The 15,598-nt window shown below is 70.4% G+C and carries 12 protein-coding genes; all 12 read right to left on the reverse strand.

Going from position 1 to position 15,598, the window contains the following annotated elements:
- Nucleotides 1-38: 38 nt before the first annotated feature.
- The 12 genes from uvrC to KNO15_RS02825 all read right to left on the reverse strand — a co-directional run bounded on the left by uvrC (nucleotide 39) and on the right by KNO15_RS02825 (nucleotide 15,584).
- Nucleotides 39-2,084 carry an excinuclease ABC subunit UvrC gene (gene uvrC / locus KNO15_RS02770; RefSeq protein WP_374113135.1) on the reverse strand — a complete coding sequence of 682 codons (2,046 nt, stop codon included), beginning with the start codon at nucleotides 2,082-2,084 and terminating at the stop codon, nucleotides 39-41.
- A gap of 1 nt (nucleotide 2,085) precedes the next feature.
- Complete coding sequence (uvrA, locus tag KNO15_RS02775; protein WP_241702669.1) at nucleotides 2,086-5,028, reverse strand: excinuclease ABC subunit UvrA; 2,943 nt, start codon at nucleotides 5,026-5,028, stop codon at nucleotides 2,086-2,088.
- Between the two features lie 234 nt (nucleotides 5,029-5,262).
- Nucleotides 5,263-5,802, reverse strand: coding sequence for a hypothetical protein (locus tag KNO15_RS02780; RefSeq protein WP_241701911.1), 540 nt, complete (start codon nucleotides 5,800-5,802; stop codon nucleotides 5,263-5,265).
- Nucleotides 5,799-7,103, reverse strand: a complete 1,305-nt coding sequence (locus KNO15_RS02785) for a DUF58 domain-containing protein (RefSeq protein ID WP_241701912.1) — start codon at nucleotides 7,101-7,103, stop codon at nucleotides 5,799-5,801. Before KNO15_RS02785 ends, KNO15_RS02780 begins: the two co-directional genes overlap by 4 nt.
- Before the next feature lie 23 nt (nucleotides 7,104-7,126).
- Nucleotides 7,127-8,185, reverse strand: coding sequence for an AAA family ATPase (locus tag KNO15_RS02790; RefSeq protein WP_241701914.1), 1,059 nt, complete (start codon nucleotides 8,183-8,185; stop codon nucleotides 7,127-7,129).
- Nucleotides 8,182-8,718, reverse strand: coding sequence for a hypothetical protein (locus KNO15_RS02795; protein ID WP_241701916.1), 537 nt, complete (start codon nucleotides 8,716-8,718; stop codon nucleotides 8,182-8,184). Before KNO15_RS02795 ends, KNO15_RS02790 begins: the two co-directional genes overlap by 4 nt.
- Nucleotides 8,715-9,443 carry a DUF4129 domain-containing protein gene (locus KNO15_RS02800; protein ID WP_241701918.1) on the reverse strand — a complete coding sequence of 243 codons (729 nt, stop codon included), beginning with the start codon at nucleotides 9,441-9,443 and terminating at the stop codon, nucleotides 8,715-8,717. Before KNO15_RS02800 ends, KNO15_RS02795 begins: the two co-directional genes overlap by 4 nt.
- A gap of 92 nt (nucleotides 9,444-9,535) precedes the next feature.
- Nucleotides 9,536-11,602, reverse strand: a complete 2,067-nt coding sequence (gene uvrB / locus KNO15_RS02805) for an excinuclease ABC subunit UvrB (protein WP_241701920.1) — start codon at nucleotides 11,600-11,602, stop codon at nucleotides 9,536-9,538.
- 73 nt (nucleotides 11,603-11,675) lie between these two features.
- A complete protein-coding gene (gene coaE, locus KNO15_RS02810) occupies nucleotides 11,676-12,272 on the reverse strand; it encodes a dephospho-CoA kinase (protein WP_241701921.1) in 597 nt (198 codons plus the stop codon).
- 161 nt (nucleotides 12,273-12,433) lie between these two features.
- Complete coding sequence (gene rpsA, locus KNO15_RS02815; protein WP_241701922.1) at nucleotides 12,434-13,876, reverse strand: 30S ribosomal protein S1; 1,443 nt, start codon at nucleotides 13,874-13,876, stop codon at nucleotides 12,434-12,436.
- A 107-nt stretch (nucleotides 13,877-13,983) separates the two neighbouring features.
- On the reverse strand, nucleotides 13,984-14,967 hold the full coding sequence (locus KNO15_RS02820; RefSeq protein WP_241701924.1) for an epimerase: 984 nt from the start codon (nucleotides 14,965-14,967) through the stop codon (nucleotides 13,984-13,986).
- A complete protein-coding gene (locus tag KNO15_RS02825) occupies nucleotides 14,964-15,584 on the reverse strand; it encodes a DUF4166 domain-containing protein (protein WP_241701925.1) in 621 nt (206 codons plus the stop codon). The genes KNO15_RS02820 and KNO15_RS02825 overlap by 4 nt, the downstream gene beginning before the upstream one ends.
- Between the last annotated feature and the right edge of the window lie 14 nt (nucleotides 15,585-15,598).

Below are 15,598 nucleotides of genomic sequence, written 5' to 3' on the forward strand. Positions count from 1 at the left end.
GCGCCGCCTCGCGGCCGCGGGGACCGGGCGTCGCGGCGTCAGTCGCCGTTGAGGCGCTCGTAGACGGCGGCCGCGGTCGTCGGGCCGACGCCGCGGACCTCCGCGATCTGCTCCGGAGTCGCCTGACGCAGCTGCGCGACCGAGCCGAAATGCTTCAGCAGCTCCTTGACCCGAGCAGGGCCGAGCCCGGGGATCTCGCCCAGCACCGACGTGATGTCGCGCTTGCGTCTGGCTCGCTGATACGTGATGGCGAACCGGTGCGCCTCATCGCGGAGGCGCTGCACCAGGAACAGAGCGTCACTGTTGCGCGGCAGGATGACCGGGAAATCGGAATCGGGCAACCAGATCTCCTCGAGCCGCTTGGCGATCCCGGCGAGCTGGATGCCGGTGACGCCCGACTCGTCGAGCGCCCGCTGAGCGGCGGCGACCTGGGGCTGACCGCCGTCGACGATCAGCAGGTTCGGCGGGTAGGAGAACTTGCGGCGCCGGCGTTCCGCGGCCTCGGCCAGCTCCGCGTCGACGTCGATCTCGGGATCGTCGCCGGTCTCCGGCGCCTCCCCGGCGTCCAGGGACTCCGCGGGCTCCAGCACCTGTCCGGCCTCCAGCACGTCCCCCGTGGCGGAACCGGCCTCGGCGTCCTCCTTCAGGTACGCGAGCCTGCGCGAGATCACCTGGTAGATCGACTCGGTGTCGTCGGTGGACTCCGGGATGCTGAAGCGACGGTACTGGTCTTTGCGCGGCAGACCGTCTTCGAACACCACCATGGAGGCCACGATGTTGGTGCCGCTGAGGTGCGACACATCGAAGCACTCCATGCGGAGCGGGGCGTCGGCCATCCCGAGCGCGTCCTGGATGTCGTTGAGCGCCTTGGACCGGGCCACGAAGTCGGAGCTGCGGCGGGTCTTGTAGAGGATGAGCGCGTTCTTCGCGTTCATCTCGGCGGTCTGGGCGAGGGCGGCCTTGTCGCCGCGCTGCGCCACCCTGAGCTCCACCTTGCCTGTCGACTTGGGGCCGCGCCGCACCGGTCCGGCCTCGTCGGCTTCGACGCGCCGTGCCATGAGCCACTGCTCGAGTTCGCCCGCGTCCTCCGGCAGCTCGGGGACGATGATCTCGCGCGGCGGCGCGTCCGTGCCCTCGTAGGCGTTCTGCAAGACGGTCTCGACCAGCTCGCCGAGCTCGATGTCGAGCTCCTTGTCGACCACCCAGGAACGCACACCGCGGATGCGGCCACCGCGCACGATGAACTGCTGGACCGCTGCCGCGAGTTCGTCGTGGGCGATGCCGAACGCATCGAGGTCCACGTTCTCCTGCAGGACGACGGCGCTCTTGCCCATCGCCGCCTCGAGCGCCTGGATGGCGTCGCGGTGACGCGCAGCGGCCTCGTAGTCGAGCGTGCTCGCCGCGTGCTTCATCTTCTCGGTGAGCTCACGGATGTATTTGCTGTCGTTGCCGGCCATGAAGGAGACGAAATCCTCGGCGAGCTCGCGGTGATCCTCCGGGCTGATCCGGCCGACGCACGGTGCTGCGCACTTGCCGATGTCGCCGAGGAGGCACGGCCGACCGGTCAGCTCCGCACGGCGGTACACGCCGTCGGAGCAGCTGCGCACCGGGAAGGCCTTCAGCATCAGGTCGACCGTGTCGCGGATCGCCCAGACCTTCGTGTACGGCCCGAAGTACCGGGCGTCCTTGAGGTTGCGGTTGCGGGTGACCATCACGCGTGGAATGCGGTCGCCGAGCGTCACCGCGAGGTACGGGTACGACTTGTCGTCGCGGAACTGGACGTTGAAGGGCGGGTTGAACTCCTTGATCCAGGTGTACTCGAGCTGGAGCGCCTCGAACTCGCTGGCGACGACCGTCCACTCCACGCTGTTCGCCGTCGTCACCATGCGGCGAGTGCGCTCATGGAGGCTCCGCAGCGGCTGGAAGTAGTTGCTCAGCCGCGCACGGAGGTTCTTGGCCTTGCCGACGTACAGCACCCGCCGATTGGCGTCACGGAACCGGTACACCCCCGGCTGGGTTGGGATCTCGCCCGCCTTGGGCCGGTAGCTGACCGTGTCTGTGCGGGTCGTGCTCACAGGCGGCATCTTACGCGGCGCCGCGGACACGCTCGGAGCCGATGGCGCCCTCCCCCTGCAGGATCTCCTTGAGGAAGTAGCCCGTGTGGCTTCCCGGTGTCTCGGCGACCCGCTCCGGTGTTCCGGTCGCGATGACCATGCCACCGCCGGCGCCGCCCTCCGGTCCCAGGTCGATCACCCAGTCGGCCGACTTGATGACGTCGAGGTTGTGCTCGATGACGATGACCGTGTTGCCCTTGTCGAGCAGGCCGTTCAGCACCAGCAGCAGCTTGCGCACGTCTTCGAAGTGGAGGCCGGTCGTCGGCTCGTCGAGCACGTACACGCTGCGGCCGTTGGACCGGCGCTGCAGTTCGGTCGCCAGCTTGACGCGCTGCGCCTCACCGCCCGACAGCGTCGTGGCGCTCTGGCCGAGTCGCACGTAGCCGAGCCCCACATCGACGAGCGTCTGCAGGTAGCGGTGGATCGCCGAGATCGGCCGGAAGAACTCCGCGGCCTCGCTGATCGGCATGTCCAGCACCTCGGCGATGTTCTTGCCCTTGTAGTGCACCGTGAGAGTGTCGCGGTTGTAACGCGCTCCCCCGCACACCTCGCAGGCCACGTAGACGTCGGGCAGGAAGTTCATCTCGATCTTGATGGTGCCGTCGCCCGAGCACGCCTCGCAGCGCCCGCCCTTGACGTTGAAGCTGAACCGACCGGGAAGGTAGCCGCGGGCCTTGGCCTCCGGCGTCTCGGAGAACAGGGTGCGGATCCGGTCGAAGACGCCCGTGTAGGTCGCCGGATTGGAGCGCGGGGTGCGACCGATCGGCGCCTGGTCGACGTGCACGACCTTGTCGAGGTTCTCGAGACCCGTGACCGTGCGGTGCTTGCCCGGCAGCTTGCGGGCGCCGTTGAGCTTGTTGGCGAGCACGCGGTACAGGATGTCGTTGACCAGCGACGACTTACCCGACCCGGACACGCCGGTGACCGCCACGAACGCGCCGAGCGGGAAGTCGACGGTGACCTTCTTGAGGTTGTTCGCCTCCGCGTCGACGACCCGGATCACACGCTTCTTGTCGATCTTCCTGCGCTTCTCGGGGATCGCGATCTCGCGTCGGCCGGCGAGGTAGTCACCGGTGAGCGAGTCCGTGTTCGCGAGCAGCGCGTCGTACGAGCCCGAGTGCACCACGTGACCGCCGTTGACGCCCGCTCCCGGTCCGATGTCGACGATCCAATCCGCCGTGCGGATGGTGTCTTCGTCGTGCTCGACGACGATCAGGGTGTTCCCGAGGTCGCGCAGCGCGACGAGCGTGTCGATCAGCCGCCGGTTGTCGCGCTGGTGGAGGCCGATGCTCGGCTCGTCGAGCACGTACAGCACCCCCGTGAGCCCTGAACCGATCTGGGTGGCGAGGCGGATGCGCTGCGCCTCCCCGCCGGACAGCGTCGCGGCGGCACGCGCCAGGTCGAGGTAGCTGAGGCCGACCTGGATGAGGAAGTCGAGCCGGATCTTGATCTCACGCAGCACCTGCGCGCCGATCTTCTGCTCCCGCTCGGTCAGGTGCAGCTTCTCCATGAACGCGCGCGCGTCGGAGAGGCTGAGCAGGGACGCGTCGGCGATCGAGGCGCCGTGCACCAGGACCGCCAGCACCTCCGGCTTGAGGCGCTTGCCCTTGCAGACCGCGCAGGGCACCTCCCGCAGGTACTCGGCCCAGCGGGCGCGCTGGGTGTCGGTCTCGGCCTGGGCGTACTGGCGCTCGATGTACGGCACGACGCCCTCGAAGCCGGACGTGTACGACATCTCGCGCCCGTAGCGGTTCTTCCACCGCACCTTGACCTCGAAGTTGTCGCCGTTGAGCACGGCCTCCTTGACCGCCTCGGGCAGCTTCTTCCACGGGGTGTCCAGCGAGAAGTCGAGATCGCGCGCGAGGCCGTCGAGCAGCTTCTCGTAGTAGTTGAAGAGACCCTTGCCCTGCGTCGTCCACGGGATGATGACGCCCTCGGCGATGCTGAGCCCGTCATCGCCGAGCAACAGGTCTTCGTCGACGGACATGCGCGTGCCGAGGCCGGAGCACTCGGGGCACGCGCCGAACGGCGCGTTGAACGAGAACGTGCGCGGCTCGATCTCGGTGAGCTGGATGGGGTGGCCGTTCGGGCACGACAGCTTCTCGCTGAACGACTGCCAGGCCTCCGTGCCCTCGCGGTCCACGAAGTTGACCTGGACCAGGCCGTCGGTGAGCCGGAGCGCGGTCTCGAGCGAGTCGGTGAGGCGGCCCAGGATGTCGGGACCGGCGACGAGGCGGTCGACCACGACCGCGATGTCGTGCTTGTACTGCTTCTTGAGGGTGGGCGGGTCGCTCAGCTGGACCTGCTTACCGTCGACCAGCGCGCGCGAGTATCCGCTCGCGGCGAGCTCCTTGAAGAGGTCGACGAACTCGCCCTTCTTCTGCGAGATGACCGGGCTCACCACCATGTAGCGTGTGCCCGCCTCGAGCTCCATGAGCTGGTCGGCGATCTGCTGCACCGTCTGCCGCTGGATCTTCTCCCCGCAGACCGGGCAGTGCGGGACGCCGATGCGGGCCCAGAGGAGTCGCATGTAGTCGTAGATCTCGGTGATCGTGCCGACGGTCGACCGCGGGTTGCGGTTGGTGGACTTCTGATCGATGGAGACCGCAGGGCTCAGGCCCTCGATGAAGTCGACGTCGGGACGGTCGACCTGGCCGAGGAACTGGCGCGCATACGCGGACAGCGACTCCACGTAGCGGCGCTGACCCTCGGCGAAGATCGTGTCGAACGCCAGGGACGACTTGCCGGACCCGGACAGGCCGGTGAAGACCACCATCGAGTCGCGCGGGATCTCGAGGTCGACGTTGTGGAGGTTGTGCACGCGTGCGCCGCGGACGCTCAGGTGCGACCCGACGACCTTGCCCGGCTTGGCGAACCCGGAACCACTGCCCCCCAGGTCGTCGCTGAAGTCCATGCCGTCGAAACCCGAATTCGCGTTCATACCCAGACTGCTCACTCGTTCCATTCTCCGCTATTCCGCCCTCGCCCCGGTCGTGTGTTCGCCCACCGCGCACGCGCGCGACGGCCCTGTCGGGCTGATTCGAAGCTTTGTTCGATTCTAGCGCTACGCCACACGCATTCGCGACCACGCGAGAGCGTACGCCGCACCACCGACATTCGTCCCTCGCCGCGGCTCGGCTCCTCCCGCTCAGGCCCGCGGCCGGGTCAGCAGCATCGCGGCCAGCAGCACGACCAGGCCCACGATCGCAGCCCCCGACACCATCGCGAGCCAGGGAGCCGCCGCGGGGCGTGCCACCAGCAGGAGGACGACCGCGCCGGCCTGCACGGGGAGCTGGATCACGACGAAGCGCCGCAGCGACGGCAGCAGAACGGCCGGCTGGAGCCGCGCCGACGGCGGCAGGACGAGCATCCACGCCGCCAGCACGTGCAGCAGCTGGACGGCGGCGATCAGCGCGAGCAGGCGAGGGGTGACGGTCCCGGGCTCCAGGAGGGTGGAGAACGCGAGCACGGCGATGAGCACCCAGGCCACCCGCCAGCGCGGGACCGCGACCGCGACGGCGGTCAGCAGCACCGCGAGTGCCGGCCAGGGTCCGCTGGGAGCGGTGGTCCAGGCGAGCGGCACGGCGACGGCGGCGAACGCGATCCGCAGTGACCAGGCGGGGATGGTGCGACCGAGGTCCGCGTCGGGTCGCTCGACCGGGTGCGGGCGCTGTTCCGCCGCGCTCACGGTCGCCTCCGCGGCGTCTCCAGGCGGCGGAGCACCGCATCGCGATCCGGCGACGACCAGACCAGCAGCTCGGCGCCCGCCGCCCTCAGCCTGTCCAGCCGGAGACCGCGCTCCAGGTCGACGATGCGCAGGGCGAGGCGCTCGCGTGCCGCGAGCTCGTCGACGCTCCGGGGCGGCAGCACATCGACGACGACGACCCGGTGGCCCGCCGCCCGCCAGGTGAGCGCCAACCGGGTCGCCTGCTCGTCGAGGAAGGTCGACATCACGTAGACGACCGCACCCTGCGCGAGCCGGGGCGCCCGAGCCCGTTCGGTCGCCGCGCCGTGCGCCGTCGTCAGCTCGACCGCGCGCAGCACCCTGCTGAGGTGACGCGCGCCGGCGCGGGGCGGCAGCGCACGACGGGCATCGGAGAGGTCGTCGAAGCCGACCCGGTCGGAGGCGCCGGCGTACGCCTCCGCGAGCGAGAAGGCGGCCTCCCTCGCCAGGTCGAGCGACGTCGCACCCGGGCGCGGGTACGGGGCGGCCCAGCCGGCGACGGCGCCTGGCACGTCGTCCCGCGCGTCGACGACGAGCTGGACGGCGGCGTCCGACGTCGCCGTGGTCCGCCGTACGTACAGCTCGCCCGGCCGCTGGGCCAGGCGCGCCGTCGCCTTCCAGTCGATCCTGCGCAGCCGGTCCCCGGGGCGGAAGCGGTCGATGTCGCGGAACTCCCCGCCGTCGCCCGGGCGCGTCGAGTCGTGCCCGCCGGTCAGCCCGAGCAGCCGCGCCGGCAACGGGAGGCTCCGCACCCGCTGTGCTTTCGGGCGCACGACCCGCTCCGCGACAGCCGGACGGCCGGGATCGCCCACCCAGGCCGCGTCGGGACCGATCCCACGCGCCGCGATCACGAGGATGCGCTGGGGGCCGGAGTGCGAGACGGCGACTCGCAGACGGAGCCGTCGAGCGAACCCGGGGGTCACCACCGCGTCCTCCGGCTCCCGATCGGACCGCCGGATCCTGACGTGCACGCCGTCGACGCGCCCCTCCGCCTCTGCCACGGCGTCGACGCGCACGCGGCCGTCGGTGTCGTCGCCGACGATGGCGACGCTCGAACGGGAGGCCGCGGTTTCCGGCCGCGACGACCAGCCGATCACCGCGGCCAGCAGCAGCGGCGCCGCGACGAGTACGAGTTCGAGGCGGGACATCACGAACGCCGCGACCAGGCAGACGGTCGCGACGATGGCCGCGGCGGTCACCGCCGGGCTCAGCGACCAGCGCGAGCCGCCCTCATCCGTGGCCGGCCGTTCGCGCGGACCGGGCATGCGTGAGCGCGACCACAGCGGCATCAGGGGGCCGACTCCCGTTCGCGCATCCCGATCGCCGGAGGCCCCGGCACGCCGGAGACCACCTCCAGCACGACCTGGGAGGCGCTAACCCCGCTCGTCCACGCCTGCACGGTCAGCGTCAGCCGGTGCGCGAGGACGGGGACGGCAACGCGCTTGACATCGTCGGGGATGACGAAATCGCGACCGGCGAGCACCGCCAGCGCGCGGGCGACCAGCAGGAGGCCCTGCGATCCGCGCGGGGAGGCGCCCACCTCGACCGAGCGGTGCCGGCGGGTGGCCGAAGCGAGGGCGACGCAGTAGGCCGCGATGTCCGGGTCGACGTCGACGCGCTCCACCCCGGCCTGCATCGCGAGCAGCGTCCGCGCCTGCATGACCGGCTCGACGGTCGCGACCTCGTGCCGGCGCGCGATGCGCGCGAGCAGCACCTGCGTCTCGCCGGACGCGTCAGGGTAGCCGACTCCGAGGCGCACCATGAAGCGATCGAGCTGGGCTTCCGGAAGCGCGTAGGTGCCTTCGGACTCGATCGGGTTCGCGGTCGCGACGACGTGGAAGGGGCGTGGCAGCGCGAAGCTGCGTCCCTCCACCGAAACCTGGCCCTCCGCCATCGCCTCCAGGAGCGCCGACTGGGTCTTGGGCGACGTGCGGTTGATCTCGTCGGCCAGGAACAGGCCGGTGAACACCGGCCCCGGCCGGAACTCGAACTCGGCCGTCGACGGCACATAGACGAACGACCCCGTGATGTCGGACGGGAGGAGGTCGGGCGTGCACTGCAGGCGGCGGAAGTCGAGCCCGACCGCGCTCGCGATGCTCCGCGCCGCGAGCGTCTTGCCGAGGCCGGGGACGTCCTCGAACAGCACGTGCCCGCCGGCGAGCACGGTGGCCAACGCGATCTCCAGCGGCTCGCGCATCCCGACGACGACGCTCTCGACACGCGCGAGGACGTCCGCGCCGAAGCTGGCCACCTCCTCGACCGAGAGCGGGACGACGTCCTCGGCGGCCGAGGTCGCCGCGGGGGACGCGCCCCCTCCGCTGCTGGACGGTGCTGGTTCGAGGGTCATTCGGCTCCTGACGTGTGGACGGTGAGCGGGGAGGTCGGTGCATCGGCGGTCGGGCGCCCTGACTGGGCGAGGGCTTCCAGCCGGGAGAGCGACGCGGCGAAGTCGCGTGGACGCGGTGCGGCGGCGGTGCCTTTGCGCAGCATCGCGGCGGTGTCGTCGCCGAGGAGGTCGGCCACCCGCCCGGCGGAGGCCGGATCGTCGAGCTGGACGCCGTGCCGATCGAGCACCTCTGCCGCGAGCCCGCGCAGCCGGCGGACGGCCTCCGGCGTCACGCGACCGCCGCGCGCGCCCAACGACCAGCCCAGCTGCACCACGTCCCTGCGCGCACCGGGGCGCGGCTGCGGAGACGGGACCGGCCACATCACGTCGGCCTGGTCGCCGAGCAGGGACAGCACGGCGCCGAGGGCGAAGACGACGGCACCGAGGCCCGCTGCGTGCGGAGCATCCATCCCGAAGAACCACGCCGCGCCCCCCACGACCGCTGCCGCGATCACGCAGCCGACCGCGCGCCTGACCAGTCGCGCGCGCGTCATCGGGCCGCGCCGTTCGTCGCGCCGGCGCCCGCTGCGGCTGCCCAGGACGCGCGCAGCGCCTCGATCGCAGTTCGCGCTCTGGCCACATCACCGGTCGTCACGGGCGCGTCGCTGAACCGCGCGCGCAAGTACAGGTCGAGGAGGTCGCTTGCGGCCGTCCGGTCGGACGCGACCCGCGCGACGACCCGGCCGACGAACTCCCCCGGCGTCTCGGCGGGCAGCCGGTGCACACCGCTGTCGGCCGCGCCCTCCTCGAGGCCGAGCCAGGCGCGCTCGATGGCGTCGCGCGGCTCCCTGCCCTCGCCGAGAAGGTCCAACGCGCGGTCGAGGCCGCGCCTGACCCGTTCGGGCCGGGGCTGCTCCGGCGGGTCGTGCGCGACCTCGCCCTCCGTCGATCCGGCGACCTCCCCCGGGAGGCCGGGGAACACAGGACGGAGTCGTCGGCGCAGGTACCGCCAGAGCAGGGCGAGGATCACCACGACCGCGAGGACGACGAGGGCGTACGTCACCCACGTCAGGTCGATCCGCGTCTCGTGAGGGATGTCCTGGGGCTCCGGCGTCCCGCTCACCTTCTGCTCCCCCGGGTGCGGCTGGAGGTCGGCGGCCGGCGGCGTGAACCGGAGGCCGGTGAACACCGGCGCCCCTTGGAACGCCAACGCGACAGCGGACAGCGCCAGGAGCGCTCCAGCGGCGGCGATCCCCCACCGCCGTCGCGTCCGTGTCACCGTCGAGCCCACTCTGCCACCGTAGCGCGACCGCGGCGGGCGCGCGTCGGGTACTCCTCGCGACGCGGGGACCGCCCGCACCACGGCGCGGCTCAGCCCAGGTGGCCCGCCTTCTCCATCTGCCGCAGGTCGCGCTTGAGATCCGAGAGCTCGTCGCGCAGTCGCGCCGCCAGCTCGAACTTCAGTTCGCCGGCCGCAGCGAGCATCTGGTCGTTGAGATCGGCGATCAACGACTCCAGTTCGGCCGCGCCCTGGGCCGCGATGCCGCCGTTGCGCAGGTTCGGAGTGGGGCTCTTGCGCCGCTGTTCGCGACCGGCCAGTATGCGTGCGGTGTCGGCCTCCTCGCGGGCGAGCACGTCCGTGATGTCGGCGATCCGCTTGCGCAGCGGCTGCGGGTCGATTCCGTTCGCCCGGTTGTACTCGATCTGCAGCTCTCGGCGGCGGTCGGTCTCTTCGATCGCGTTCTTCATCGAGTCGGTCAGGACGTCGGCGTACATGTGCACCTCGCCCGAGACGTTGCGCGCCGCACGGCCGATGGTCTGGATGAGCGAGGTGGACGACCGCAGGAAGCCCTCCTTGTCGGCGTCGAGGATGGCGACCAGCGACACCTCCGGAAGGTCGAGACCCTCTCGCAGCAGGTTGATGCCCACCAGCACGTCGTAGACACCGGCGCGCAGCTCGGTGAGGAGCTCGACGCGGCGCAGCGTGTCGACGTCGGAGTGGAGGTAGCGGACCTTGACCCCGGCCTCCGCGAGGAAGTCGGTGAGCTCCTCGGCCATCTTCTTGGTCAGCGTGGTGACCAGGATGCGCTCATCGCGCTCCACCCGCACGCGGATCTCCTCGAGCAGGTCGTCGATCTGGCCCTTGGTCGGCTTCACGACGATCTGCGGGTCGACCAGGCCGGTCGGGCGGATGATCTGCTCGACCACGCCATCGGCGACGCCCATCTCGTACTGCCCCGGCGTCGCCGAGAGGTACACGGTCTGGCCGACGCGGTCCTTGAACTCGTTCCACCGCAGTGGACGGTTGTCGAGGGCGCTCGGCAGCCGGAAGCCGTGCTCCACCAGAGTGCGCTTGCGGGAGGCGTCGCCCTCGTACATCGCGCCGATCTGCGGCACGGTGACGTGCGACTCGTCGATCACGACCAGGAAGTCGTCAGGGAAGTAGTCGAGGAGGCAGTTCGGCGCCTCGCCAGGCCTTCGCCCGTCGATGTGCCGCGAGTAGTTCTCGATGCCGGAGCAGAACCCGATCTGCTCCATCATCTCGAGATCGAACTGGGTGCGCATGCGCAGTCGCTGGGCCTCCAGCAGCTTACCCTCGCGCTCCAGCTCCTGCAGTCGCTCGCGGAGTTCTTCTTGGATGGTGCCGATGGCGCGCTGCATGGTCGCCGGGCTCGCGGCGTAGTGCGTCGCGGGGAACACCGACACCGCGTCCATCTTCTGCAGCACCTCGCCGGTGAGCGGGTGCAGCGAGTACAGCGCCTCGATCTCGTCGCCGAACAGCTCGACGCGCACGGCGTGCTCCTCGTACATCGGGATGATCTCGATCGTGTCCCCACGCACCCGGAACTTGCCGCGCGAGAAGTCGACGTCGTTGCGCTCGTACTGCATGGCGACGAAGCGCCGGATCAGCGCGTCGCGGCCGACATTCTGGCCGACCTGCAGGGCGACCATCGCCTCCAGATACTCCTCGGCCGCACCGAGGCCGTAGATGCAGGAGACCGTGGAGACCACCACGACGTCACGGCGGCTGAGCAGCGAGTTCGTGGTCGAGTGGCGAAGGCGCTCCACCTCGGCGTTGACCGACGAGTCCTTCTCGATGAAGGTGTCTGTCTGCGGCACGTACGCCTCTGGCTGGTAGTAGTCGTAGTAGGAGACGAAGTACTCGACGGCGTTGTTGGGGAGCAGCTCCCGGAACTCATTGGCGAGCTGAGCGGCGAGCGTCTTGTTGTGCGCGAGCACGAGGGTCGGCCGCTGCACCTGCTCGACCAGCCAGGCCGTCGTCGCCGACTTTCCAGTACCGGTCGCGCCCAGCAGCACGACGTCGGTCTCGCCGGCGTTGATGCGGGCGGCGAGCTCGGCGATCGCCTTGGGCTGGTCTCCGCTCGGCGCGTACTCGCTGACGACCTCGAACGGACGGACGAGACGCGTTGCTTCCATGACATCCAGTCTAGGAAGGACCACCGACATCGGGGCTCCCTCTCGCTGAGAGCGGAACGGCGGCCCGACGCGCTCAGGCGCGCAGGCCCTCCCAGAGCTCGTCGACCTGCTCGCGGGTCCGCTCCAGTGCGCCGTCGGTGTCGATCACGACGTCGGCGACGGCGAGGCGCTCCTCGTCGGAGGCCTGCGAGCCGATCCGCCGCTCCGCCTCCGCGCGGTCCATTCCGCGCAGCCGCACGAGCCGGTCGATCCGGGTCGCCGCGTCCGCGTGGGCGACGACGACGAGGTCGAACGGGTACTCGTTGGCCGACTCCACGAGGAGCGGCACATCGTAGACGACGATCGCGGCCGGGTCGGCTGCGGCCGCCGCTTCGAAGCGCGCCGTCGACGCCGCCAGCACGGCGGGATGGGTGATCCCGTTGAGCTTCTGCAGAGCCTCCGGGTCACCGAAGACGATCGCGCCGAGCGCGGGCCGGTCGAGGCTGCCGTCGGCCGCGATGACCGACGCACCAAAGGTGCGCTCGATCTCGGCCAAGGCCGGCGTGCCCGGCTCGACGACCTCCCGCGCGATGCGGTCGGCATCGACGACGACGGCGCCGAGCTCGGCGAGACGGGAGGCGATGGTCGATTTGCCGGAGGCGATCCCGCCGGTGAGTCCGATCAGCTGCACCGCACCAGCCTATCCGCCCTCCGCGCGCACCCGAGGGGCACGTTGTTGTCGCTTTCGGGTGCCGAAAGGGGCAACAACGTGCCCCTCGACAGACGAAGAAGCGCGCTTAACGCCGGAACGGCCGGCCCCGAAGGACCGGCCGCTCATGGATGAGACGTGTCTCAGTTGTTGGAGCTGAGCTTCTCGCGCAGCGCCGCGAGGGACTCGTCGTCGGCGAGAGTGCCGCCCGAGCCCGACTCGCTGGAGTACGACGAGGAACCGCTGTCGGCGGCCGCCTCCTCGATGCCCTTGGCGACCTGGCGCTTGTGAGCCTCCCAGCGAGCCTGAGCCGCAGCGTACTGCTGCTCCCACTCGTCGCGCTGGGTGTCGAAGCCTTCCTTCCACTCGTTGGTCTCCGGGTCGAAGCCCTCGGGGTACTTGTAGTTCCCCTGCTCGTCGTACTCGGTGACCATGCCGTAGAGGGCCGGGTCGAACTCGGTGCCTTCGGGGTCGACGCCCTCGTTCGCCTGCTTGAGCGACAGCGAGATGCGGCGGCGCTCCAGGTCGATGTCGATGACCTTGACGAAGACCTCTTCGCCGACCGACACGACCTGCTCCGCGAGCTCGACGTGCTTGCCGGAGAGCTCGGAGATGTGCACCAGGCCCTCGATGCCGTCCGCAACGCGGACGAACGCACCGAACGGAACCAGCTTCGTGACCTTGCCCGGCGCGACCTGACCGATCGCGTGGGTGCGGGCGAACACCTGCCACGGGTCTTCCTGGGTCGCCTTGAGCGACAGTGAGACGCGCTCGCGGTCCAGGTCGACCTCGAGGATCTCGACGGTGACCTCCTGGCCGACCTCGACGACCTCGGAGGCGTGCTCGATGTGCTTCCACGACAGCTCGGAGACGTGCACGAGGCCGTCCACGCCGCCCAGGTCGACGAACGCGCCGAAGTTGACGATCGAGGACACGACGCCCTTGCGGACCTGGCCCTTGTGCAGGTTGTTGAGGAACGTGGTGCGGGACTCCGACTGGGTCTGCTCCAGCAGCGCACGGCGCGACAGGACCACGTTGTTGCGGTTCTTGTCGAGCTCGAGGATCTTGGCCTCGATCTCCTGGCCCAGGTACGGGGTCAGGTCGCGGACGCGGCGCAGCTCGATGAGCGACGCCGGCAGGAAGCCGCGCAGGCCGATGTCGACGATCAGGCCGCCCTTGACGACCTCGATGACCGTACCGGTGACGACACCGTCGGCCTCCTTGATCTTCTCGACATCGCCCCAGGCGCGCTCGTACTGCGCACGCTTCTTGGACAGGATGAGGCGACCCTCTTTGTCCTCCTTCTGGAGAACGAGCGCCTCGACGGTGTCGCCGACCTCGACGACCTCGCTGGGGTCGACGTCGTGCTTGATGGAAAGCTCGCGCGAGGGGATGACACCCTCGGTCTTGTAGCCGACGTCGAGGAGGACCTCGTCGCGGTCGATCTTGACGACGGTGCCCTCGATGAGGTCTCCGTCGTTGAAGAACTTCAGCGTCTTTTCGACCGCGGCAAGAAAGTCTTCAGCAGACCCGATGTCGTTGACGGCGACCTGCTTCGGTGCCTTGTCGGTCGTTGCGGTTGTCATGTAGTGGATGCTCCGTAATGGACATAAATCAGGCCGAGCGCGAACCTCTGTGGGTGTCTTCCGCGAACGGCAGGCGGATGTGGATGTCACACAAGTGACGGTCTAGTCTACCGACTGCTCTGCGGATGCAGCAACTCGCGTTCGGCCACGATGTCACGCAGCGCCGGCTCGAGCTCCGGGTAGGCGAAGTCGTAGCCCGCTGCGAGCAGCCGCTCGGGCAGCACCCACCGGCTCTTCAGCACCAGTTCGGTCTCCGTACGGATCGCTGCCGAGCCCAGCTCGAGCATCCACCGGGTCGCCGGCAGGCCGAGCGGAACGCCGAGCACGCGCCGCAGCGTCGCCATCAGCGTCCGGTTGTCCACCGGCTCCGGCGCGGCGATGTTCACCGGCCCGTCGAGCTCCGGACGGTCGCGGAGGAACTCGATCGCGCCGAGAACGTCGCGGACGTGCACCCAGCTGAACCGCTGCCGCCCGCCGCGCGCACGGAACTCGTGGAACGTCCCGGCGTTGCGCCGCGCAGTCGTCGCGAACCAGCGGCCGTCGAGCTGCGGGCCGCCGAGACCGGACCGGGCGAGCCGGATGAGCGGGACGAGCGCGGAGCCGTCACCCAGCACGATCGCCATGCGCAGGGCGACCCTGCGGGTGCCCGCGAGCTCGCCCTCGAAGAACTCGGCCTCCCACGCCCGCGCCACGTCGACCGAGAACCCGGTTCCCAGCTCCCCCGTCGACTCGGTCATCGGCCGGTCCTCCGCGTGCCGGTAGATGGTCGCGGTGGAGGCGTTGAACCAGACGGGAGGCGGTGCCTCCGACGCCGCGACGGCCTCCCGGAGCGCCCGCGTCGTCTCGAGGCGCGAGCGGAAGATCTCCGCGCGGTTCGCGTCGCCGTAGCGGCAGTTCACGCTCTTGCCGGCGAGATTGATCAGCAGATCGGCACCGGTGACCGCCCGCCGCAGCGCCGCGGGGTCGTCCCAGCGCGCGTCGGCGCCGTCGCGCCCGATGAGCAGCACGGTCGCGCCGGCCGCGCGGTAGTGCTCCGCCAGATACCGTCCGATGAAACCGGACGCACCCGCGATGACGACTCGCTCGCTCACTCACTCCCCTGTGTGACCCCGTAGCGGAAGGCGCCCGCGTACTGGTACACCCTACCGATCAGCGGCGTCCTCACGACGACGGAGACCAGCTGCGCCTCCCGTTCCTCGTCGTACCGCTCGGTGAGCGCGACGACAGGCGCGATCGGCCGTGGGAGGACGACCCACGCCCGTCCGGCCCGCACGGCGACGCGGCGCGACACCAGCCGCAGCGCGCCGTCCGTCACGCGGGCCGAGAACCACGCCTCCACCACCGCCGGCGATCCGAGCCGGTCGACGATCAGCCCGCCGTCGGCGCCGATCTCGTCGCGCATCTCGCGTGTACGCCCGCCCAGCTCGAACCGACGGACCGCGCGCACCGCCGGGCCGCCGCGCGCCGAGCTCGCCGGCACGTTCTCGACGGTGAACGTCACGCCGTGCTCCCACACCGGGAACATCACGTGCGCCCGCCCGAACGGTGCGAGCGCCGGCCACAACCAGCGCCGAGGCGTGCCCACAGTCTCGAACACGCCACGGCCCCGGCCGGTCGAGCCTTCCGGAACAGCGTCGAAATAGGCGCGCAGCCGCGGATGGAGCTCGTCGAAGGCCGGGCCGAGAACGGCCCGGTACGGGGAGGTCATCGCGGCTGCGCGCC

This window comes from Leifsonia shinshuensis (genome assembly GCF_022606355.1).
Classification (GTDB): domain Bacteria; phylum Actinomycetota; class Actinomycetes; order Actinomycetales; family Microbacteriaceae; genus Leifsonia; species Leifsonia shinshuensis_B.